25 protein-coding genes and 1 tRNA gene are annotated in these 21113 nt (G+C 56.7%); 4 read left to right on the top strand and 22 right to left on the bottom strand.

Annotated elements, in window-relative coordinates; genetic code table 11:
* Positions 1–271 precede the first annotated feature (271 nt).
* Entirely contained in the window at positions 272–484 is a 213-nt protein-coding gene (locus tag ACTWLJ_RS13810) for a cold-shock protein (RefSeq protein WP_003237709.1), read from the top strand.
* A gap of 97 nt (positions 485–581) precedes the next feature.
* Positions 582–1070, top strand: coding sequence for an RDD family protein (locus tag ACTWLJ_RS13805; protein WP_445181353.1), 489 nt, complete (start codon positions 582–584; stop codon positions 1068–1070).
* A 121-nt stretch (positions 1071–1191) separates the two neighbouring features.
* On the opposite strand, the gene nadA is transcribed toward ACTWLJ_RS13805, so the two are convergent.
* From nadA to ACTWLJ_RS13710, 19 genes are all read right to left on the bottom strand, one after another.
* Positions 1192–2250: a quinolinate synthase NadA gene (nadA, locus tag ACTWLJ_RS13800; RefSeq protein ID WP_401220683.1), complete on the bottom strand. Its 1059-nt coding sequence runs from the start codon at positions 2248–2250 to the stop codon at positions 1192–1194.
* A 271-nt stretch (positions 2251–2521) separates the two neighbouring features.
* Positions 2522–2597: transfer RNA gene (locus ACTWLJ_RS13795), tRNA-Lys, on the bottom strand.
* Between the two features lie 63 nt (positions 2598–2660).
* Positions 2661–3353, bottom strand: a complete 693-nt coding sequence (queC, locus tag ACTWLJ_RS13790; RefSeq protein ID WP_445181206.1) for a 7-cyano-7-deazaguanine synthase QueC — start codon at positions 3351–3353, stop codon at positions 2661–2663.
* Position 3354: 1 nt separating this feature from the next.
* Complete coding sequence (queE, locus tag ACTWLJ_RS13785; protein WP_445181205.1) at positions 3355–4002, bottom strand: 7-carboxy-7-deazaguanine synthase QueE; 648 nt, start codon at positions 4000–4002, stop codon at positions 3355–3357.
* Positions 4003–4169: 167 nt separating this feature from the next.
* The gene (gene ybgF, locus ACTWLJ_RS13780; protein WP_445181204.1) at positions 4170–5006 is read right to left on the bottom strand and encodes a tol-pal system protein YbgF; all 837 of its coding nucleotides are present in this window, start codon (positions 5004–5006) and stop codon (positions 4170–4172) included.
* A gap of 6 nt (positions 5007–5012) precedes the next feature.
* Positions 5013–5510 (bottom strand): peptidoglycan-associated lipoprotein Pal, encoded by a 498-nt coding sequence (gene pal, locus ACTWLJ_RS13775; protein WP_003178634.1) that lies wholly within the window; start codon positions 5508–5510, stop codon positions 5013–5015.
* A 52-nt stretch (positions 5511–5562) separates the two neighbouring features.
* Positions 5563–6843, bottom strand: a complete 1281-nt coding sequence (gene tolB / locus ACTWLJ_RS13770) for a Tol-Pal system beta propeller repeat protein TolB (protein WP_445181352.1) — start codon at positions 6841–6843, stop codon at positions 5563–5565.
* 17 nt (positions 6844–6860) lie between these two features.
* Positions 6861–7925, bottom strand: coding sequence for a cell envelope integrity protein TolA (gene tolA / locus ACTWLJ_RS13765; RefSeq protein ID WP_445181203.1), 1065 nt, complete (start codon positions 7923–7925; stop codon positions 6861–6863).
* A complete protein-coding gene (tolR, locus tag ACTWLJ_RS13760; RefSeq protein ID WP_161806672.1) occupies positions 7925–8377 on the bottom strand; it encodes a protein TolR in 453 nt (150 codons plus the stop codon). Before tolR ends, tolA begins: the two co-directional genes overlap by 1 nt.
* 23 nt (positions 8378–8400) lie before the next feature.
* A complete protein-coding gene (tolQ, locus tag ACTWLJ_RS13755; protein ID WP_445181202.1) occupies positions 8401–9096 on the bottom strand; it encodes a protein TolQ in 696 nt (231 codons plus the stop codon).
* Entirely contained in the window at positions 9086–9553 is a 468-nt protein-coding gene (gene ybgC, locus ACTWLJ_RS13750) for a tol-pal system-associated acyl-CoA thioesterase (protein WP_186530005.1), read from the bottom strand. Before ybgC ends, tolQ begins: the two co-directional genes overlap by 11 nt.
* Before the next feature lie 128 nt (positions 9554–9681).
* Positions 9682–10743, bottom strand: coding sequence for a Holliday junction branch migration DNA helicase RuvB (ruvB, locus tag ACTWLJ_RS13745; RefSeq protein WP_445181201.1), 1062 nt, complete (start codon positions 10741–10743; stop codon positions 9682–9684).
* The gene (gene ruvA / locus ACTWLJ_RS13740; RefSeq protein ID WP_123467207.1) at positions 10744–11352 is read right to left on the bottom strand and encodes a Holliday junction branch migration protein RuvA; all 609 of its coding nucleotides are present in this window, start codon (positions 11350–11352) and stop codon (positions 10744–10746) included.
* Positions 11353–11464: 112 nt separating this feature from the next.
* The gene (gene ruvC, locus ACTWLJ_RS13735; protein ID WP_007951206.1) at positions 11465–11992 is read right to left on the bottom strand and encodes a crossover junction endodeoxyribonuclease RuvC; all 528 of its coding nucleotides are present in this window, start codon (positions 11990–11992) and stop codon (positions 11465–11467) included.
* A 140-nt stretch (positions 11993–12132) separates the two neighbouring features.
* Complete coding sequence (locus ACTWLJ_RS13730; protein WP_445181200.1) at positions 12133–12879, bottom strand: YebC/PmpR family DNA-binding transcriptional regulator; 747 nt, start codon at positions 12877–12879, stop codon at positions 12133–12135.
* A 134-nt stretch (positions 12880–13013) separates the two neighbouring features.
* Complete coding sequence (aspS, locus tag ACTWLJ_RS13725; RefSeq protein ID WP_445181199.1) at positions 13014–14789, bottom strand: aspartate--tRNA ligase; 1776 nt, start codon at positions 14787–14789, stop codon at positions 13014–13016.
* Positions 14790–14890: 101 nt separating this feature from the next.
* Complete coding sequence (locus ACTWLJ_RS13720; RefSeq protein ID WP_401214060.1) at positions 14891–15112, bottom strand: FmdB family zinc ribbon protein; 222 nt, start codon at positions 15110–15112, stop codon at positions 14891–14893.
* Between the two features lie 133 nt (positions 15113–15245).
* Positions 15246–15581 (bottom strand): ribbon-helix-helix domain-containing protein, encoded by a 336-nt coding sequence (locus ACTWLJ_RS13715; RefSeq protein WP_445181198.1) that lies wholly within the window; start codon positions 15579–15581, stop codon positions 15246–15248.
* Between the two features lie 191 nt (positions 15582–15772).
* Entirely contained in the window at positions 15773–16243 is a 471-nt protein-coding gene (locus ACTWLJ_RS13710; protein ID WP_053123088.1) for a Dps family protein, read from the bottom strand.
* A gap of 314 nt (positions 16244–16557) precedes the next feature.
* Here ACTWLJ_RS13710 and ACTWLJ_RS13705 point away from each other — a divergent pair, with 314 nt between their 5' ends.
* Positions 16558–17160, top strand: coding sequence for a cold shock domain-containing protein membrane protein (locus ACTWLJ_RS13705; protein WP_445181197.1), 603 nt, complete (start codon positions 16558–16560; stop codon positions 17158–17160).
* A 76-nt stretch (positions 17161–17236) separates the two neighbouring features.
* Here the strand turns inward: ACTWLJ_RS13705 and ACTWLJ_RS13700 are convergent, their stop codons facing one another.
* Entirely contained in the window at positions 17237–17449 is a 213-nt protein-coding gene (locus ACTWLJ_RS13700) for a SlyX family protein (protein ID WP_401214072.1), read from the bottom strand.
* A 3-nt stretch (positions 17450–17452) separates the two neighbouring features.
* Positions 17453–17878, bottom strand: a complete 426-nt coding sequence (locus ACTWLJ_RS13695) for an HIT family protein (protein ID WP_445181196.1) — start codon at positions 17876–17878, stop codon at positions 17453–17455.
* A gap of 893 nt (positions 17879–18771) precedes the next feature.
* On the opposite strand from ACTWLJ_RS13695, the gene ACTWLJ_RS13690 reads away from it, so the two are divergent.
* Entirely contained in the window at positions 18772–20136 is a 1365-nt protein-coding gene (locus tag ACTWLJ_RS13690; RefSeq protein WP_445181195.1) for an OprD family porin, read from the top strand.
* A gap of 119 nt (positions 20137–20255) precedes the next feature.
* On the opposite strand, the gene ACTWLJ_RS13685 is transcribed toward ACTWLJ_RS13690, so the two are convergent.
* Positions 20256–21095: a mechanosensitive ion channel family protein gene (locus tag ACTWLJ_RS13685; RefSeq protein WP_445181194.1), complete on the bottom strand. Its 840-nt coding sequence runs from the start codon at positions 21093–21095 to the stop codon at positions 20256–20258.
* Positions 21096–21113: the final 18 nt, after the last annotated feature.

Raw genomic sequence — 21113 nt, 5'->3', positions numbered from 1 at the left:
AAGCTTATCGAATAAGCCAGCACTAGTGGACTGACTAACTGCCAGCAAGCGTAGCAAAACCGGGCTCTTCGCAGGGCTTGTTTTTTCTCCCGTAGTTGGCGTAGAGTTTGTCCACTGTGTTTGCATGGGTCAGCTTTGAATCGTGACCTGGGCAGTAGCCTACAAGTTAGCTACATCCCGTTCGACGTCTTCTTACTCTCCTGCAACCAGCCCCAGTACTCTTTCATGAGAAGGAGACTGTCATTAATTTATGCGTCAAAGGAAATAAGAAATGTCCACACGTCAGAGCGGTACCGTCAAGTGGTTTAACGACGAGAAAGGTTTTGGTTTTATCACTCCAGAAAGCGGTCCGGATCTGTTCGTGCATTTCCGCGCCATTCAGGGCAACGGCTTCAAAAGCCTGAAAGAAGGCCAGAAAGTGACCTTCGTTGCAGTGCAGGGCCAAAAAGGCATGCAGGCTGACGAAGTTCAAGCAGAAGGCTAATCTTCTGTAACGAAAAAGCCCCTGATATTGATATCAGGGGCTTTTTTGTGTGCGCGAATCCGTAAAATGGCGCTTCATTTCGCGTCCAGAGGCCGCCATGTCGAAAAACCTGCTCACTCCCCAGGGCGACTTTCCCACCGTCGGCCTCGGCCGTCGCCTGGCAGCGATGTTCTACGACTTTCTGTTGTGCACTGCACTGCTGATCGTTACGGGTGGCATCTACAAGATGATCCAGGCAGCGATTATTGGTGAAGAGCGCCTGCGGGTGATGACCGATGCCGGCAAACTTGACGGCGACCCGCTCTACTCCACCGTGCTGCTATTAGTGTTGTTCGCGTTCTTCGCCAAGTTCTGGACCCATGGCGGACAGACGCTGGGCATGCAGGTGTGGGGGATTCGTGTGCAGAACGCCGATGGCAGCGCGATCAGCCTATGGCAGGCGCTGCTGAGGTTCATGGTATCGATTGCTTCGTGGTTGTGCGTCGGGCTTGGGTTCTTCTGGTCGCTGTACGACAAGCAGAAGCGCACCTGGCATGACATCTATTCCGATACCCGCGTAGTGCGGATTCCGAAGAAGACCAAATAACCTGCAAACGCCATAAACCAATGTAGGAGTGAGCCTGCTCGCGATAACGGTGTGTCCGTCAACAAATGCGTTTGCTGACACACCGCTATCGCGAGCAGGCTCACTCCTACAGTTTTACTGCTTAAGCGTTACCGGCCAGCTTCATCCGCGCCGCCTGGGTGAAGTCCAGCATGCGCTTCAAAGGCCGAATCGCCTGCGGAATCAACGCCGGATCAACAAAGATCTCGTTCGTCCCTTCCTTCAAGCTCTTGAGCGTGCGCTCAAGGGTGTTCATGGCCATCCACGGGCAATGTGCGCAACTGCGGCAGGCAGCGCCGTTACCGGCGGTTGGCGCCTCAATGAAGACCTTGTCCGGGCACAACTGCTGCATCTTGTAGAAGATGCCACGGTCAGTGGCTACGATCAGCGTCTTGTTCGGCAACGATTGAGCGGCGGCAATCAACTGGCTGGTGGAACCGACGGCGTCCGCCAGTTCGATCACCGCCGTCGGCGATTCCGGGTGCACCAGAATGGCCGCGTCCGGGTACAGCGCTTTCATGTCTTCAAGCTGCTTGGACTTGAACTCCTCGTGAACGATGCAGGCACCGTCCCACAGCAGCATGTCGGCGCCGGTCTTGCGCTGAATGTAGGTGCCCAAGTGCTTGTCCGGGCCCCAGATGATCGTTTCGCCGTTATCCATCAGGCTTTCGACGATTTCCAGTGCGCAGCTTGAAGTCACGACCCAGTCGGCCCGCGCCTTAACAGCCGCAGAGGTGTTGGCATAGACCACCACCGTGCGTTCCGGGTGTTGATCGCAGAACGCCGAGAACTCGTCCACCGGGCAACCCAGATCCAGCGAGCAAGTCGCGTCCAGGGTCGGCATCAGTACACGTTTTTCCGGGTTGAGAATCTTCGCGGTTTCGCCCATGAACTTCACGCCAGCGACAACCACTGTCTTGGCAGGATGGGCATTGCCGAAGCGAGCCATTTCCAGGGAATCGGAAACACAGCCACCGGTTTCTTCGGCCAAGGCCTGAATCACCGGATCACAATAGAAGTGGGCAACCAGCACCGCGTCCTGAGCCTTGAGCTCGGCGGCGATGGCAGAACGGTAGTAAGCCTCTTCCTCGACCGTCAGCGGTTTAGGCTGTTTGGCGTCGAGGTGAGCTTGAACCAGAAGGCGTTCGGAAATCTGCGTCATGTTCGCAAGACCTGCAGGCGCTTTCGCGCGAAAGTCGAGTATACACCCGGCTCCGGACCACTTGAGGGCACCGCCGGGAGAGTGAGTTTTATCAGGCACGGACAGCGTTGAAGCTGCGCAAGGCTACAGAATATCCCGTTGATACAAAAGATGATTCTGACCTGTGTCAGCGCAGGCAATGCTGAAAGGAAAGGCGCCCGAATCGCAGGCAAAAAAAAACCCGGAAATCCTCACTTGCGTGGGCCTTCCGGATTTTCTAAACCGCCAAAAATGGTGGGTCGTGTGGGATTCGAACCTACGACCAATTGGTTAAAAGCCAACTGCTCTACCAACTGAGCTAACGACCCGCTGTGTGGTGGCGCGTATAATACTGATTTTTAAGGACTATTCAACACCTAATTTGAAAATAATCAAAAATAAGGTGTTGGGTCGCTTACACCAGCCGCCGCAAAGCCTTCCGAACGTAGTCGGCAGCTGTCGCATTTACCGCATGCACGGCCGTTATCGTCGGCCTGATAGCAGGAAACGGTCAGCCCGTAATCAACGCCAAGCTTCACGCCCGCCTGAACGATCTGCGCCTTGCTCAGGTTCTGCAACGGAGCCTGAATGCGGAAGCCATTACCTTCCACGCCAGCCTTGGTCGCCAGATTAGCCATGCGTTCGAAAGACTCGATGAACTCGGGACGGCAATCCGGATAGCCGGAATAGTCCACCGCATTGACGCCGATAAAGATGTCGCGTGCACCGAGCACTTCAGCCCAGCCCAATGCCAAAGACAGGAACACGGTGTTGCGTGCAGGCACGTAAGTCACCGGAATGCCTTCGCCCAACTCTTCCGGAATGTCGATGCTGGTATCGGTCAGGGCCGAGCCGCCCACGCCATCGAGGTTCAGGCCAATCACTTTGTGTTCGACCGCGCCCAGATCACGGGACACACGTGCAGCAGCGTGCAGTTCTGCGTGAGAACGCTGACCGTAGTCAAAACTCATGGTGTAGCAGGCGTAGCCTTCGGCACGAGCCATCGCCACGACCGTGGCCGAGTCCAGGCCGCCAGACAACAGGATCACTGCACGTTTTTCGGTGGTGTTCAGTTGTTCAGTCATTTCAGCGCCCCGGCTCGTCATTCCATAGATATTTATGCAGCTGCAATTGCAACCGCACTGGCAGGTTGTCCGCCACCACCCAGTCCGCCAGATCCCTGGCATTGAGGTCATGATGACTTGGGGAGAACAGCACTTCACCCGCACGTCGATCGAGACCGTACTGAATCAGTTTCGAAACCGACCAGTCGTAGTCTTCCCGCGAGCAGATGACAAACTTCACCTGATCGCTGGGTGTCAGCAGATCAATGTTTTCGTAGCGGTTGCGGTGAGATTCTTTCGACCCCGGGGTCTTCAAGTCGACAACTCGACTGACCCGCGAATCTACTGCCGAGATGTCGATAGACCCACTGGTTTCCAGTGAGACTTCATAACCGGCGTCGCACAACTGCTTGAGCAATGGGATGGCATTGGGTTGCGCCAACGGCTCGCCGCCGGTGACACATACATAGCGCGGACGAAATCCGGCTACTTGCTCAAGGATATCGTCGAGGGTGCGGACGGTGCCGCCAGTGAACGCGTAGGCGCTGTCGCAGTATTGGCAACGCAATGGGCAACCGGTCAGGCGCACAAAAACAGTGGGCAGCCCGGCAGTCCGCGTTTCCCCCTGCAAAGAGTAGAAAACTTCGGTGATTCTCAATGTGTCTTGCATAGTCGCCACGGGCGTAACAGCTAAACAGGCTGTCCGCCTCCGTCAGGCACTTCAGGGCAATCCCGCCAACGCGTAGACCACCAGAAGCGTGTTTCAGAAAAAGGGTGTGAATTCTAACGAAAAAACCCGCAAAAAGTGCGGGTTTCTTCAAAACGACTCAAACAGCCTTACATGCGTTGCAGATCGCGTTGGGCCAACTGAGCGGCGGAAGTCCCCGGATACTGGGAAACCACCTGTTGCAGAATGCCTTTGACCTTGTCGGTATGACCGAGGCGGCGCTCTACATCAGCCAGCTTGTACAGCGAATCCGGCACTTTGGCGTGCTTGGGATACAACTGCGAAACCTTGGCAAATGCCTGACCTGCACCTTGCAGATCGCCTTTCGCCAGGTTTACTTCGCCTAACCAGTACTGAGCGTTGCCCGCGTACTGGCTGTTCGGGTATTTACGCAGGAATGCCGAGAAGGCCTGGCTGGCCTTGTCGAAATCCTTCGCTTTGATCAGGTCGAAAGCCGCATCGTAATACAGCTTTTCCTTGGCCGGATCACCCGGTTCGCTACTTGCAGCAGGTGCCTGGGCAGCAGCAGCCCCGGCGCCAGCGGCAGCACCGGCAGCAGCACTTGCATCGCCACCGGCAGAAGAATTCTCAGGAGTCGCGGCAGGTGCACCGCCGGTTCCTATGCGCCGATCAAGATCCTGGTATCGCTCCAGGGATTCCTGCTTCATGCGCGCAACTTGATTCTGCAGTTCTTCGATCACGCCTTGCTGGCGCGAAATCTGATCCTGCATCTGTTGCAATTGGTTGAACAGCATGCCCTGCGCAGAGGCAGGGGCCGAAACCCCTCCCCCGGCGTAGGCGCCGTTCGTACCGTAACCTGCAGGCGGATAACTGCTCCCGCTATTGTTATAACCGGAGTTGTCATCGACCACAGGAACCGCAGCCCACACCGCAAGCGGCGCGAGGCTGAGAGCCAGAACAGTTACAGCACGACGGCACGTTCGCATATCGAATTACTTACGCAGTTCGACGCGACGGTTTTGAGCCCAGGACTGCTCGTCGTTGCCGGTAGCAACTGGACGCTCTTCGCCGTAGGAAACCAGTTCCAGCTGAGCTGGGGAAACACCTTGCAGTACCAGGTAGCGTTGAACGGCTTTCGCACGACGCTCGCCCAGTGCCATGTTGTACTCACGAGTACCACGTTCGTCGGTGTTGCCTTCCAGAACAACGCGAGCGCCGTTTGCTTTCAGGTCTTTGGCGTGAACGTCCAGAGCGCGCATGGCTTCTGGCTTCAGGTCCGAGCTGTCGTATTCGAAGTAGAAGGTGGTGATTGCGCGCAGAGCAGCTTCTTCGCTCAGGGAACCGTCAACGGCACCAGTGTTTGCGCCGTAACCAGCGTTTGGATCAACAGCGCCTTCACCGGCGTTGTCGCCGCCTTTGGACGAGCAACCTACAGCTACAGCCATGGCCAGAGCCAGCGCAGCAAATTTACCAAACTTCAGCATTTCCATCGTGAAACTCCTAATGAACCCCAGTGTGTTAAGTAAAACGTGTAGCGCCCGCTCACTTCAGGTAAGGGGACCAGGACGGTTCTCTGACTTCGCCTTGAGCGGTAGGAAGCGGGAGCCTAACGCGTCCATTAATGGACACGAGCATCAAGACTCCCCGGCCCTGCTGGCGGGTGGCGTAGATTACCATGGTGCCGTTGGGCGCAACAGTAGGTGACTCGTCCAGAGTGCTATCAGTGAGGATCTTTACACTACCTCGCTGCAAATCCTGAGCTGCCACCTTGAAATTGGTGAAGCCATCCTGACGATGGATCATCACCAAAGTCTTTTCATCCGCCGAAAGCTTCGGGTTGGCGTTGTAGTTACCGATGAACGTTACACGTTCGGCACCGCCACCACTTGCGCTGGTCTTGTAGATCTGAGGCTTGCCACCACGGTCGGACGTGAAGTAGATGGTCGAACCATCCTTGCCCCAGTACGGTTCGGTGTTGATGCCAGGACCTGCGGTCACGCGGTTGATCTGACGTGAAGCAAGATTCATCACGTAGATATCCGGGTTGCCGTCTTTCGACAGCACGAACGCCAGACGATCACCATTCGGCGACCAGGCAGGCGCGCCGTTCAGGCCTTCGAAGTTGGTGATCTGCTCACGGCGACCAGTGTCGATGTTCTGCATGAAGATGCGCGGACGCTTCTGCTCGAACGACACGTAGGCGATACGCTTGCCATCCGGTGCGAAACGCGGCGACAGGATCGGCTCGCGCGATTGCAACAGAGTGACAGCGCGGGCGCCGTCGTAGTCCGAACGCTGCAGGGTGTAGCGGGTGTTCTTCTCGGAGAAGCGCTCAGCCGTCACGTACAGCAGACGAGTCGAAAACGCGCCCGGAATACCGGTGAGTTTTTCGAACGACTGGTCAGCGATGAAGTGCGCCATGTCGCGCAACTGCTCGGTCGTACCGGAAACGCTGCCGTCGGCCACTTTCTGTTCGGTAGCAACGTTGAACAGCGCCCATTGCACCTGCAGGCGACCGCCCGCCGGAGCGATGCTGCCGACCATCATGTATTGAGCACCTACCGCCTTCCAGTCACGGAAGATGATTTCGCTCGGCTGGCTTGGCTGGCTGATCATGTTTTGCTTAGGAATCGGCGAGTAGTAGCCCGAGTTACGCAAATCGTTACCAATGATTTCGGCCATGTCATCCGGCAGCACAGCGCCGCCCTGGAAACCGAACGGTACAACAGCGATCGGAGTGGCCCGATCGCTACCGCTGGTGACCAGAATGTTCTTTTCATCTGCCGCCGCGAACCCTGCCATACAGCAGATCACTACCAGCATTCCTCGAAGAAGGTTTCTCACAAGGCTAAATCCTCAGGTGTGAATGTCATCTTGAATGAACGATACGGAGCGAAATCGCTCGGCTTCATTCCCTGCATTTCCGTCAATCGTCCAATATTCTTGACCGATGCGACTGCCGAAGCATCGAACGGACCGTCGCCACTGGATTTGATCACGCTGACCGAAGTCACCGTACCGTCCGGCAACATGCCGATTCGCAGCTCGACCGACATGCCTTTGCGTGCCGAAGGTGGACGAGCCCAACCTTCCGCTGCTCGCGCACGAATCAGGTCATCGAAACTGCCCGCGACTTCATCGCCCTGCTCATCAGCCAAGGCCTGCTGGCGCTGCGGCGTGTCGGAAAGCAAATCTGCCAAGGCCTGAGCCTTTTTGTCTTCGGTAGATTTACGCGCCGCATCCTGCGATTTCTTCTTCGCAGCATCGGCAGCAGCTTTCTTCTTCGCGTCTTCGGCGATTTTCTTCTTCGCCTCTTCAGCTTCAGCTTTCTTCTTGGCGTCTTCGGCGGCTTTCTTCTTCGCGTCTTCGACGATCTTCTTCTTGGCCTCTTCAGCAGCCTCTTTCTTGGCTTCTTCCTTGGCCTCTTCTTCAGCCTTCTTCTTGGCTATATCAGCCAATTGTTTCTCTTCGACCTTTTTGGCTTCGGCTTTCTTCGCGTCGTCGGCTTTCTTGGCATCATCTGCCTTTTTCGCCTCGTCCGTTTTCTTCGCCTCATCAGCCTTCTTGGCTTCCTCGGCCTTTTGAGCCGCTTCTTCTTTCTTTTGTTCCGCAGCTTTCACCGCTTCCTGCTCGACCTTTTTCTGTTCCATCTGCTCGACTTCGGTCTGACGCGCGGCGGATTTCTTCGCCTCACCCGCAATCTTCTGATTGGTCTGGGTGGTTGCCTGACTTTTCGATTTCAGTTGGTACAGGGTCGCCTGGACAATCGGCTTGGCCGGCGGCAGCTCCGGTGTGAAGGCGAAACTGACGAACAGCATGCCGAATACCAGCACGTGCAGGACAATTGCCAGAACACTAGGCCAGAAGTAGCTTTCCGAGGCGGACGGCTCTCGCTGTTGCTGCATCAGGGCGCCTCGGTAATCAAGCCAACATTACCGACCCCGGCTTTCTGCAGCCCGCCCATGGCGCCCATGACGGAACCATAATCGACGGTTTTGTCACCGCGGATGAACACTTGCGTACGCTTGCCGCCTTCAGTACCGGCACGAATGATCTTGGTCACCGCATCGGTCATCTGTGGCAGGGTCATCGCCCTGTCCTGTTGCTTCTCGGTGTCGACTTCGCTGCCAAGGTTCCAGTAATAGGTCTTGTCAGCCTTGATCGAAATGGTCAGGACCTGAGTGTTGTTGTCCTGCGGCAAGGCTTCGCTGGAAACCTTGGGCAGATCAACTTTCACGCCCTGATTGAGCATCGGCGCAGTCACCATGAAGATGACCAGCAGTACCAGCATCACGTCGATGTATGGCACCACGTTCATCTCGGCGACCGGCTTGCGCTTTTTGCGCGCTCGAGCGATTAAAGCCATTGGGATTTACCTGCTTATTCTTCGCTGGTGTGCACTTTGCGGTGCAGGATCGCCTGGAACTCATCGGCGAAGGTGTAGTAGCGGCCCAGCAAGGTTTCACTGCGGGCAGCAAAACGGTTGTAGGCGATAACGGCCGGGATTGCGGCGAACAGACCGATCGCGGTGGCGATCAGGGCTTCGGCGATACCCGGAGCCACGGTCGCCAGAGTCGCTTGTTGAGCGCTGGCCAGACCACGGAAGGAGTTCATGATGCCCCATACGGTACCGAACAGGCCGATATACGGGCTGACCGAACCAACGGTGGCGAGGAATGGCAGGCTCTGCTCGAGCTTCTCTTCTTCGCGGGAGATGGCAACGCGCATGGCACGCGCCACGCCTTCCATGACCGCTTCAGGATCAACGCCTGGCTGCTGACGCAGACGGGAGAATTCCTTGAAGCCGGCGCGGAAAATCTGCTCCACACCCGAATCCGGATCAGGGTTGCTGCCCGCCTGACGGTACAGCTTGGACAGGTCGATACCCGACCAGAAGCGCTCTTCGAAGCTCTCCAGGGCGCGTCGACCGGCGCGCAGCAGATTGCTGCGCTGAAAGATCATGATCCATGAGGTCACCGATGCGGCCACCAGAATCAGCATTACCAACTGCACCACGATGCTGGCATTGCTGACCAGGCTCCACATGGAGGAATGGTCGACGACGTTAGCTTCCACGCTTTATCTCCTGCTTTGAGTGTGTACCCGGGCCGACCGCGTCGGCGAAGGCCGCACGCAAGTCTTCGGGAAGGGCCCGGGGTTTCAAACTGTCGGTGCGCACACAGGCCACCAAAAACTGCCCTTCACAGAGCAGCACATTATCCGTTGCCCGCCTGACCTGCTGTTTGAAGCGCAGGCTGGCACGGTTCAATTCGATTACATCTGCACTTACCAGAAGCTCGTCGTCCAGTCGCGCCGGCGCGTGGTAGCGCGCTTCGCTGGAATGCACGACAAACAACAGGTCCTCACCTGCCAGCGCCGACTGGGCAAAGCCCAGCTCGCGGAGCCGCTCGGTTCGAGCCCGTTCCATAAACTTGAGGTAATTAACGTAATACACGATGCCGCCCGCATCGGTGTCCTCGTAATAAACGCGACAACGATGTGCGAACGGCTCAAGCCCGTTTTGCGCGCGCATACTCTAGTGCTTACTCCTCAGGTTGCCAATCCGGCCAGACAACTGTTTTTTCATTCTTTAAGCGCCCTAGCGCAAAAGTACCGTCCTGTGACAGTACAAACGCTGAATAAATCGCAAATCGATGTGTACTAATCGTCTACTGCATCGAGGAACTCGTCTACCACGGGCATCTCACCCATTCGTGACGGAATGTTTAAACCGAAATGCAGATACGCATGCCGCGTGACCACCCTGCCCCGTGGCGTGCGCATGATGTAGCCCTGCTGAATCAGGTACGGCTCCAGCACGTCTTCAATGGTATGGCGCTCTTCACTGATGGCTGCCGCCAGGCTGTCGATACCTACCGGGCCGCCATCGAACTTCTCGATCATGGTCAGCAGCAAGCGCCGATCCTGATGATCGAAGCCGTGTTCGTCGACGTCCAGCAGGTTCAACGCCAGGTCCGCAACGGACTTGGTGATGTGGCCCTTGGCGCGGACTTCGGCGAAATCACGCACCCGACGCAACAAGCGGTTGGCGATCCGTGGCGTACCACGGGCACGTCGCGCGATCTCGAAAGCACCTTCCGGGTCCAGCGGCAAACCAAGAATATTCGCCGAGCGACTGACGATCGTCGACAGATCCGCAGTGCTGTAGAACTCCAGACGCTGGACGATACCGAATCGGTCACGCAACGGATTGGTCAGCATGCCGGCGCGAGTGGTTGCCCCGACCAGGGTGAACGGTGGCAGATCAAGCTTGATCGAACGCGCCGCCGGCCCTTCACCGATCATGATGTCGAGCTGGAAGTCTTCCATCGCCGGGTACAACACTTCTTCGACGATGGGCGACAGACGATGAATTTCATCGATGAACAGCACGTCGTGCGGCTCAAGATTGGTCAACAGTGCAGCCAGATCGCCCGGGCGCTCAAGCACAGGGCCCGAAGTGCTCTTGATCGATACGCCCATTTCCTGGGCGATGATGTTGGCGAGCGTGGTCTTGCCCAGACCCGGCGGGCCGAAGATCAGCGTGTGATCGAGGGATTCGTTGCGGCCACGGGCGGCCTGGATGAACAGTTCCATCTGCTCGCGGACAGTCGGCTGGCCAATGTACTCGGCCAGACTGACCGGGCGAATGGCCCGATCCTGGACTTCTTCACGCTCACGCGGGCTGTGCGCAGCGGTGATCAGACGATCAGCTTCAATCACTTAAATCATTCCCTTCAGGGCGCGGCGGATCATGTCTTCACTGCTCAAATTCTTGTCCTTGATCGCGGAAATCGCCTTGCTCGCTTCCTGCGGTTTGTAACCCAGCGAAATCAGCGCGCTGACCGCATCGTTTTCGGCGGTATTGACCGGAGCCGGGCCGTCAGGCTGGTTCGGCACCAGCGCAAACATTGCCGGCGAGGTTTCCCAGGCCTTGAAGCGGTCCTTCAGCTCAACCAGCAGACGCTCGGCGGTCTTCTTGCCGACACCCGGCACCTTGGTCAGCGCCGAGGTGTCCTGGGATTGCACGCAGCGGATCAGCTCATCGACTTCCAGGCTCGACATCAATGCCAAGGCCAATTTCGGCCCGACACCATTGAGACGGATCAACTCGCGAAAAAAGTCTCGCTCACGCTTGCCGGCGAAGCCATAGAGTAACTGCGCGTCTTCGCGTACGACCAAATGGGTGTGCAAGGTCAGCGGTTCACCGACCGACGGCAGACGATAAAGGGTAGTCATGGGCACTTCCAGCTCATACCCGAGGCCGTTTACATCGAGAATCAGGTGCGGCGGCTGTTTCTCAGCCAAGGTGCCGCGCAAGCGTCCAATCACGTTTCAGATCCTTGAGCGTTGGCCAGCGTGGGCTGGCGACTGACGGAAGGAAAGCTTCAGGCCGACGACTCAGGCGCGAAACTCCGTTTCCGGAAAATTGATGCTGATGCTATCAGAGACGCAGGCGCCCGCCACGACTGCGTGCCGTTCCCAAGCCATGCGGCAACAGGCTGGAACGGGTGTGGGCGTGACAAATGGCAATCGCCAGGGCGTCGGAAGCATCGATCTGCGGTTTGCTGGTCAGCTTGAGCATGTGCATGACCATCATCTGCACTTGTTCTTTATTGGCGGCGCCGGTACCGACCACGGCCTGCTTGACCTGGGTTGCGGTGTACTCGGCAATCTCCAGGCTCTCTTCGGCTCCCGCGACAATGGCAGCACCGCGGGCCTGCCCGAGCTTCAGCGCCGAATCGGCGTTTTTTGCCATGAACACTTTTTCGATGCCCATGGTGACCGGGCCGTAAGTCTGAATGATCTCGCGTACGCCGCGATAAACGATTTGCAGGCGCTCATGCAGCTCGCCGGCGCCGGTACGAATACAACCCGAAGCCACGTAGATGCAGCCGCCGCGCCCGGTATCGCGAACAATGCCGTAACCGGTGATGCGCGAACCGGGGTCAATACCAAGAATTAAAGTCATAGGCCTGCTGGCTCGAAGTAACACAAAAACAAATGTGGGAGCTGGCTGGCCAGCGATGACGGAGTGTCAGGCACCACCATTGCCTGATGTGCCGACGCCATCGCTGGCAAGCCAGCTCCCACATTGAATCGTAGCCGCTCTTAACCGAGCTGAGCAGCCACTTCTTCCGGAATGTCCGCGTTGGAATAGACGTTCTGCACGTCATCCAGATCCTCAAGCATGTCGATCAGCTTGAGCACCTTCTCGGCACCTTCCAGATCCAGTTCGGCACTGGTGGTCGGCTGCATGACGATTTCCGCGTCATCACCCTTGAAGCCCGCCGCTTCCAGCGCGTTACGCACGGCATAGAAGCTGGAGAACGAGGTGAACACGTCGATCGAGCCGTCTTCGTGGGTGACCACGTCATCGGCGTCGGCTTCCATTGCCGCTTCGATCAGCGCGTCTTCATCAACGCCCGGCGCAAAGGAGATTTGCCCCTTGCGTTCGAACAGATACGCCACAGAACCGTCGGTACCCAGATTACCACCGCACTTGCTGAACGCATGACGCACGGCCGCAGCGGTGCGGTTGCGGTTGTCGGTCATGCACTCGACCATCACCGCCACGCCGCCCGGGCCGTAGCCTTCGTAGGTCAGTTCGACCATATCGTCGGTGTCGGCAGCGCCTGCGCCACGGGCAACCGCACGATCAATGATGTCGCGGCTCATGTTCGCGCCTAGGGCCTTGTCCAGCGCCAGACGCAAGCGTGGGTTGGAGCCCGGATCGCCACCGCCCTGACGAGCAGCGACAGTCAGTTCACGAATCCACTTGGTGAAGATTTTGCCTTTCTTGGCATCCTGACGTTCTTTGCGGTGCTTGATGTTCGCCCACTTCGAATGACCCGCCATATCTCGCTCCGAATTCTCTTTGAAACGTTGCCCGCCCTGCTCTCGCAGCGGCCAGCAAACAAAAAATCTCGACCGGTTTTCAGTCTTTACAGAAAGAAAAAAGGCGCATCCGAAGATGCGCCTTCAGGCCCGTCTTACTCAGCCTTTGGCGTTTCGCGCAAACGAATGTGCAATTCGCGCAAGGCCTTGGCGTCCACCACACCCGGCGCTTGCGTCATCACGTCGGCAGCACTCTGGGTTTTCGGGAAGGCGATCACTTCACGGATCGACTGGGCGCCGGTCATCAGCATCACCAGACGGTCCAGACCGAAGGCCAGACCACCGTGCGGCGGTGCACCGTACTTCAGTGCATCGAGCAGGAAGCCGAATTTCTCTTCCTGCTCGGCTTCGTTGATACCCAGCAGACGGAATACCGCTTGCTGCATTTCCTTGCGGTGGATACGGATCGAACCGCCACCCAGCTCGGTGCCGTTCAGCACCATGTCGTAGGCACGGGACAGAGCGCCAGCCGGGTTGGCTTCGAGCTCTTCCGGCGAGCACTTCGGTGCGGTGAACGGGTGGTGCAGCGCGGAGAAGCTGCCGTCATCGTTCTCTTCGAACATCGGGAAGTCGATGACCCACATCGGTGCCCACTTGCAGGTCAGCAGGTTCAGGTCGTGACCCAGCTTGATCCGCAGCGCGCCCAGGGCTTCGCTGACGATTTTCGCCTTGTCGGCGCCGAAGAACACGATGTCGCCGTCAACTGCGCCAACGCGATCAAGGATCGCATTGAGGTTGTCCAGCGGGATGTTTTTCACGATTGGCGATTGCAGGCCATCAACGCCGGCAGCACGCTCGTTGACCTTGATGTACGCCAGGCCCTTGGCACCGTAGATGCCGACGAACTTGGTGTAGTCGTCGATCTGCTTGCGCGGCATGCTCGCCCCGCCTGGAACGCGCAGTGCCGCGATACGGCATTTCGGGTCGTTGGCCGGGCCGCTGAACACCTTGAAATCAACTTCTTTCAGTTGATCGGCAACGTCTACCAGTTCCAGCGGAATACGCAGGTCCGGCTTGTCGGAACCGTAACGGCGCATGGCTTCTTCGAAAGTCATGTGCGGGAATTCGCCGAATTCCAGATCCAGCACTTCCTTGAACAGGTTGCGGATCATTTGCTCGGTCAGGCCCATGATCTCTTTTTCATCGAGGAACGAAGTCTCGATGTCGATCTGGGTGAATTCCGGCTGACGGTCAGCGCGCAGGTCTTCGTCACGGAAGCACTTGGCGATCTGGTAGTAACGGTCGAAACCGGCAACCATCAGCAGTTGTTTGAACAGTTGCGGCGACTGCGGCAGGGCAAAGAACGAGCCTGCGTGGGTGCGGCTAGGCACCAGATAGTCACGCGCGCCTTCAGGAGTGGCGCGGGTCAGGATCGGCGTTTCAACGTCAAGGAAGCCGTTTTCGTCGAGGAAGCGACGGATGCTGGTGGTCATGCGCGAACGCAGACGCAGCTTCTCGGCCATTTCCGGACGACGCAGGTCCAGGAAGCGATAGCGCAGACGGGTTTCTTCGCCGACGTCGGAGAACTCGTTCAGCGGGAACGGCGGGGTTTCCGACTCGTTCAGCACTTCCAGTTCGTAACCCAGCACTTCGATCATGCCCGACGCCATGTTGGCGTTGGTGGCACCGGCCGGACGCAGGCGAACCTTGCCGGTGATCTTCACCACGTACTCGCTACGCACACGGTCAGCGGCGGCGAAGCTTTCAGCGCGGTCTGGATCGAACACTACCTGAGCCAGACCATCACGATCACGGATATCGAGGAAAATCACCCCGCCATGGTCGCGGCGACGGTGAACCCATCCGCAAAGGGTAATTTCCTGGCCTTCCAGGCTTTCGTTCAATTGGCCGCAATAATGGCTGCGCATCATGGTAGTGGTTTCGCTTCTCGTAATTCGAAATTCGGTGGAGATCCCGGCGTATTCAAGCCATCCGGCATCACACGTGTGTCATTGGACTCAGGTCATGAACCCTAGTCAGATTTGTCGCCACCGGCCAGATTCTTCTTCGCGCCGGTCTTGAAATCGGTTTCGTACCAACCGCTGCCGCTGAGTCGGAAACCCGGCATGGACAGTTGTTTCTTGAGCTCTGGCGCCTGGCAGGCAGGGCAGTCGACCAGCGGTGCATCACTGATCTTTTGAATGGCTTCCATTTGATGACCACAGGAAGCACATTGGTAATCGTACATCGGCATGAGGCTGTCTCGGCGATCGGAATGCCACCGCGAGCAGGGCTCTGCGGCGAAAGAGCGAGATTATATCCATTAAATGCGGGCTGTGCAGCCGTAAGACTGCACAGCCCGCAATGTCATTTCAAGTGGAGCCCTTTCAGAGCGCAATGGGCGCCGGGGCATCCTTGAGGCCATTCATCACACACACCACCCGCACCAGACCGCTGAAGTTTTTCACCCCGCCATGGCGCAAGTGCACTTCCCGATCCACGTGAGACAACAGCGTACTGACTGAACAACCGCAGTCCTCGGCCATGCGACCAAGGATGTTCCAATAGACCTGCTCCAGCCTCAGGCAGGTCGCAAAACCGTTCAAGCGGATCGATCTGGACAAGGGCCGGATCAATTCGATGTCGAACTCACTGACAAACGGGTCGACCTTTATTTCCTGTTGCGAAGCGCCATGTTCGCTTCGCCTGTCTCCACCTACCATAACGTTGACACTCCTTTGCCATCTCTGCTTTTTATTAAGGCAACATCCTGTTGCCTCTATAAAAGCGCAGACGCAAAGTTATATCCAGATGACTATTTGCCCATCTGCGTAGGATAAGCCGACGCCAACAGTAAGAACTGAAGAAGCACGCGGACGTCCCTTTCTCCAGGGCTTTCCGCGCGCCCGGCTCATCAGCCTTCGAGCAACGCGCGCAACATCCACGCGGTTTTTTCATGGACCTGCATCCGCTGAGTCAACAGGTCGGCGGTTGGCTCGTCACTGACCTTGTCCAGCAACGGAAAAATACCTCGCGCAGTGCGTGTCACTGCTTCCTGACCAGCAACCAGTTGCTTGATCATGTCTTCGGCACTCGGCACGCCCTCTTCTTCTTTAATAGAAGAAAGCCGCGCATAGGTGGCGTAGGCACCCGGCGCCGGAAAGCCCAAGGCGCGAATACGCTCGGCAATCGAGTCCACGGCCAGGGCCAGTTCGTTGTATTGCTCTTCGAACATCAAATGCAGCGTACGGAACATCGGTCCGGTGACGTTCCAGTGGAAGTTATGGGTTTTCAGATACAGCACGTAGGTGTCCGACAGCAGACGCGAGAGCCCCTCGACGATGGACTTGCGGTCTTCTTCACTGATACCGATATCGATTGCCATGCATACCCCCTTGACGGTGATTGAATTCATTCATCCAGTAAGTGCAGGTCCACTCTAGCAAGGCTGCCGCTACCTCGCAGCCCCGAATGCCGTTACACACTGCGACAAATCGACCGGGCAGCTGCCGCTGGCCGGGCTGATTTGAGTAGCTGCAGGCTTTGCTGTTAAATAGGCAGTGTGTCGCCACGCCCTATTTTCCGGGCGTTGCGCATAGGCTGATGCCGGGTACGTGTCCAACGCCTCTTTTTTGTTCCGAAGCGAACCGTGCGCCTTCAGCTCTTCCTTGTGAGCCTTCATAACGTGAGTCAATCAAAATGTTGAAAATCGTCCACTTGCTAATGGGCGCAGCTGCTTTGCTGCTGTCCTTCATACCTAGCCTGAGATCCGAAGCCGTACCTTACCTGCAACAACCCGATGCACTCTACCTGGCCTTTTTCGGCCTGTTGAACCTGGTGATTGCTCCAGTGATTCCGTACTGGAACAAAGGCACTCGCCAACATCTGCAAAATCTGGTCAGCGCACTTCTGGTGCTGACTGTCGTCCTGCAAACCCTGACCCTGATCGCACCGATGCCTGTCATTGCCGGTCAGCCAGCCGTGCTGTTCAGCCTGGTGATTGCTCTGATCGCCGTAGCATTGCACCTGGCCGTCAGTTTTTACCACGCTTCACCTGCCGCCGCGGCCACCAGCTATGACATGAGCAACCGCGATACTGGCACCGTGAAGTGGTTCAACACTTCCAAAGGCTTCGGTTTTATCTCCCGGGACTCCGGTGACGATATTTTCGTGCACTTTCGCGCCATCCGTGGCGAAGGCCACCGCGTTCTGGTCGAAGGCCAGCGCGTGGAGTTCTCGGTGATGAACCGGGACAAAGGCCTGCAAGCCGAGGACGTGATCGCCGCCCTGCCGCGCCGCTGATCCTCAGCTCCAAAAAAAACCGCGAGCAGCCTGGCTGTTCGCGGTTTTTTCATGCCTGCTCAAAAGCGCGCCAAACTCAATAGTGTGGCGGCGGCGCCTCTTCCTCAGAGGATTCGAACTGCCCCGACATTTCCTCCTGGCGCCTGAGCAACGCCGTCATCTGCAACCGCAGACGCTCGACCACGCGCTGTTGCTCCACCAGCACGTCATTCAGTGCCTGAATGGTGTCATCCTGAAATGCCAGACGGCTTTCCAGATCGGTAACGCGATCTTGCAGTTCCTGGCTCATGCCTCAGCCCTCCAGAAACGTGAAGTGTTCTGTCAACACAAGGCGCAACCGCTCGCGGATGGCGGCCAACTGCTCTGTGCTATACGGCTTGGCCGGATGCTTGCCCCAGACTGGCGCCGGCCAGGCTGCGTCATCGCGCTTGCGCACAATCACATGCATGTGCAACTGGCTGACCACGTTACCCAAGGTCGCGACGTTGAGCTTGTCAGCGTCGAACAAATCCTTGAGCAGCTCAGCCAGTGCAGTGGTTTCCTGCCACAACTGCTGCTGGTCGGCGACATCCAACTGAAACAACTCGCTGATATCGTCGCGGCGTGGCACCAGGATGAACCACGGGTAGTTGCAGTCGTTGGACAGCAGCAGTCGGCACAGCGGGAAATCACCGATGACCAGAGTGTCCTGTTGAAGTCGTGAATCTAAAGCAAACACTGCGCGCACTCCCGGCTGATCTACATAATTCAGCTTGGCGGCCCTCTGTATGGACGACGCACCAAGCGACAGGACAGCAGCATACCTGCGAATGCGCCGAGCTTCACGGCGACTACGTACCGGCCCTCATTACCTGCGCTCTGATGGCGGACATTTTTTGCTGTCGCGCACCACGACGGAACTCACCAAGCCTTTGAACCAGGTGAAATGACCGTAAAGCAACATGAAACGCACAAATTGGCCTTAAAACTGAATGAATCTGGAACAGCCTGTAAAATTTTTGCACCAAAACCGTACAGCACGTCTACGCTGAGTGCGTCAGGGTATCCGCCAAATACTCACTGGTGGGGTGAACCGGTAACGTTTTCGATTGTCCGGGGCGAACCTGACTGCGGCAACACCATGCGAAGGAATGCGTCAAGCCTCTATAAACAAGGGCTTGAAGCCCAGTATTTATGAGGATTTTACGGTTGCGGGCAGGTGTTCAGAAAAATAAACGTGGTAGCACTGCGTTTTGAGCACACTTGTTGCATTCAGACACACATGGTCTATAAGCGCACCACCGGAAGTGGATGCCTTAAGCCCCATAAAAACAGTGGCAGGGTTGCCCGATGGAGATTCAAGTGTTTTGCCAGGGACTCTTTTTTACCGATGCAAAAAGGCCCAGAAACAGCGATAAAGTTGTCAGTCCGGCTGCATTGGTACTGTGAATTTGCGACATCCACCAAGCCGTTTACGACAGTGTCGTAAAGAAGGTGAAAGGTTAGATTCGCAAGTATCGCCAACATTGTCGGCGTGATATAAGTTTGCGCCGACACAAAAAGAAAGAGCCGCCCAGATAATAAAACAGGTGGGACGGCAGTACTCTTCTAAAACCAAAGGAGCAAATCACGATGCGCGTGATGAAGTGGAGCATGATCGCACTGGCAGTTGCAGCAGCAGCCAGTACTCAGTTGGCTACGGCCGCCCCGTTTGTAAGTGACCAGTCTGAAGCCAAAGGCTTTGTTGACGACGCTAAACTCACCGAGACGTTGAAGAACTACTACTTCAACCGGGATAACAAGAACGGCGGCCACGACCAGAAAGACTGGACTCAAGGCTTCCTGGGCAATTTCACCTCCGGTTACACCCAAGGCACCGTAGGCGTCGGTATCGATGCATTCGGTTACCTGGCCCTGAAACTTGACGGCGGTGACGGTACTTCCGGTTCGGGCAACATGAGCCGTAGCAATGCTCTGAAAGCTAACGGTTATGCTCACGATGTTGACGACAGCCAAGGCAAAGCCGGCGCTGCCGTTAAATTCCGCATTTCCAAAACCGAACTGAAAATCGGCGACCAGCAGCCAAGCACTGCTCCTGTGTTCGCAGTTGGCGGCTCGCGCATCATTCCGCAAACTGCAAGCGGCTTCCAGCTGCAGAGCAGCGAAGTCAAAGACCTTGACCTCGAAGCCGGTCACTTCTACTCGGCGACCAGCCAGGACAAAAACGCCCGAGACGGCGGCCTGTACGCTAACTACGCTGGCACAGAAGCCAAGTCCATCGACTATTTCGGCGGCAAATACGGCATCACCGACAATCTGTCGGCGTCGCTGTACGGTGCCAAGCTGGAAGACATCTGGAACCAGTACTACGCGAACGTGAACCTCACCACTCCATTCGGTGGTGACACTTCGCTGAACACTGACTTCAACATCTACCGCACCACCGATACCGGTGACAAGCTGGCGGGTGATATCAGCAACACTGCCTTCTCCCTGGCAACCGCGCTGTCGTTCCTGAAGGCACACACCTTCACCCTGGCCTTCCAGAAGGTTAACGGCGACACCCCGTTCGACTACGTCGGTGTGGGCAAGAACAACCGTGGTGGCGACTCGATCTTCCTCGCCAACTCCATCCAGTACTCTGACTTCAACGGTCCTGGCGAGAAATCCCTGCAAGCCCGTTACGACCTGAAAATGGCCGAGTACGGCGTACCAGGCCTGAGCTTCATGGTTCGTTACGTTACAGGTTGGGATATCGACGGTACCGGTCTGGCTGCTAACAGCCACTACCGCACTGATTCTGGCGCACCGCTGTACGGTGAAGACGGCAAACACCACGAAACCAACTTCGAAGCCAAGTACGTTGTTCAGACTGGCCCAGCGAAAGATCTGTCCTTCCGCATCCGTCAGGCTTGGCACACTGCTAACGCTGACCAAGGCGAAGGCGACGTTAAAGAGTTCCGCCTGATCACCGAATACCCACTGAACATCTTGTAATCGTCAGTGGTTAGTTTGGAAGCATAAAAAAGGCCCATCTTCGGATGGGCCTTTTTATTGCGTGTCACTTATATAAATTGCCTGACCTAAAAGTCAGACAATTAATTAGCAACCTATCATTACGCCGAAGTTTCCTGCACCACACGAATCACACGCTGTGGGAATGGAATATCAATACCGGCAGTCTTCAGACGATCACGGGATTGTTCATTGAACAGGAACATCACATCCCAGTAATCGGCAGTCTTCACCCATACACGCAGCGAAACAGTGATCGAACTGTCACCCAGTGTCGAAATAACGGCTTGTGGCGCCGGGTCTTGCAACACGCGATCATCCTTGGCCAGATCCAGCAGCACCTGACGGGCCTTTTGCAGGTCCGCTTCGTAGTTCACACCCACATCAAACACGACTTTACGGGTCGGCTGACGGTTGGTATTGGTGATGATGCCGTTGGACAGCACGCCGTTAGGCACGATGACAGTCTTGTTGTCGCCGGTGCGCAGGATCGTGTGGAAGATCTGGATGTTGTCGACAGTACCTGCGGTACCTTGAGCTTCAATCCAGTCACCGATGCGGAACGGACGGAACAGCAGAATCAGCACTCCGCCAGCAAAGTTCGCCAGGCTGCCCTGCAATGCCAGACCGATGGCCAGACCCGCAGCACCGATTGCGGCAACGAAGGAGGTGGTTTCAACACCGATCATCGAGGCCACGCTGACAATCAGCAGCACCTTGAGAATGATGTTGGCCAGGCTGCTGATGAAACCTTGCAGCGCCAGATCAGCATTGCGCAAGGCCAACAAACCGCCGAGCTTTTGCGCGACCTTGTTGATCAGCCACCAGCCGATGGCCAGGGTAATCACTGCCAGCAGCACGCGACTGCCGTACTCCATGATCATCGGAACCCATGCCTGGGATGCCTTGACCAGGTTGTCTACTTCAGCATTCAAATCCATCTACTTTCTCCTGATTTC

It is taken from the genome of Pseudomonas sp. McL0111 (assembly GCF_052567255.1).
The sequence above is the reverse complement of the archived record's forward strand: the minus strand, read 5'-3'. Positions and strand labels throughout refer to the sequence as shown.

Coding starts and splice junctions, on each gene's coding strand:
- ACTWLJ_RS13810 (WP_003237709.1), top strand. CDS start 272: ATGTCCACACGTCAGAGCGGTACCGTCAAGTGGTTTAACGACGAGAAA.
- ACTWLJ_RS13805 (WP_445181353.1), top strand. CDS start 582: ATGTCGAAAAACCTGCTCACTCCCCAGGGCGACTTTCCCACCGTCGGC.
- nadA (WP_401220683.1), bottom strand. CDS start 2,250: ATGACGCAGATTTCCGAACGCCTTCTGGTTCAAGCTCACCTCGACGCC.
- queC (WP_445181206.1), bottom strand. CDS start 3,353: ATGACTGAACAACTGAACACCACCGAAAAACGTGCAGTGATCCTGTTG.
- queE (WP_445181205.1), bottom strand. CDS start 4,002: ATGCAAGACACATTGAGAATCACCGAAGTTTTCTACTCTTTGCAGGGG.
- ybgF (WP_445181204.1), bottom strand. CDS start 5,006: ATGCGAACGTGCCGTCGTGCTGTAACTGTTCTGGCTCTCAGCCTCGCG.
- pal (WP_003178634.1), bottom strand. CDS start 5,510: ATGGAAATGCTGAAGTTTGGTAAATTTGCTGCGCTGGCTCTGGCCATG.
- tolB (WP_445181352.1), bottom strand. CDS start 6,843: ATGCTGGTAGTGATCTGCTGTATGGCAGGGTTCGCGGCGGCAGATGAA.
- tolA (WP_445181203.1), bottom strand. CDS start 7,925: ATGCAGCAACAGCGAGAGCCGTCCGCCTCGGAAAGCTACTTCTGGCCT.
- ybgC (WP_186530005.1), bottom strand. CDS start 9,553: ATGCGCGCGCAAAACGGGCTTGAGCCGTTCGCACATCGTTGTCGCGTT.
- ruvC (WP_007951206.1), bottom strand. CDS start 11,992: ATGACTTTAATTCTTGGTATTGACCCCGGTTCGCGCATCACCGGTTAC.
- ACTWLJ_RS13730 (WP_445181200.1), bottom strand. CDS start 12,879: ATGGCGGGTCATTCGAAGTGGGCGAACATCAAGCACCGCAAAGAACGT.
- aspS (WP_445181199.1), bottom strand. CDS start 14,789: ATGATGCGCAGCCATTATTGCGGCCAATTGAACGAAAGCCTGGAAGGC.
- ACTWLJ_RS13720 (WP_401214060.1), bottom strand. CDS start 15,112: ATGCCGATGTACGATTACCAATGTGCTTCCTGTGGTCATCAAATGGAA.
- ACTWLJ_RS13715 (WP_445181198.1), bottom strand. CDS start 15,581: ATGGTAGGTGGAGACAGGCGAAGCGAACATGGCGCTTCGCAACAGGAA.
- ACTWLJ_RS13710 (WP_053123088.1), bottom strand. CDS start 16,243: ATGGCAATCGATATCGGTATCAGTGAAGAAGACCGCAAGTCCATCGTC.
- ACTWLJ_RS13705 (WP_445181197.1), top strand. CDS start 16,558: ATGTTGAAAATCGTCCACTTGCTAATGGGCGCAGCTGCTTTGCTGCTG.
- ACTWLJ_RS13700 (WP_401214072.1), bottom strand. CDS start 17,449: ATGAGCCAGGAACTGCAAGATCGCGTTACCGATCTGGAAAGCCGTCTG.
- ACTWLJ_RS13690 (WP_445181195.1), top strand. CDS start 18,772: ATGCGCGTGATGAAGTGGAGCATGATCGCACTGGCAGTTGCAGCAGCA.
- ACTWLJ_RS13685 (WP_445181194.1), bottom strand. CDS start 21,095: ATGGATTTGAATGCTGAAGTAGACAACCTGGTCAAGGCATCCCAGGCA.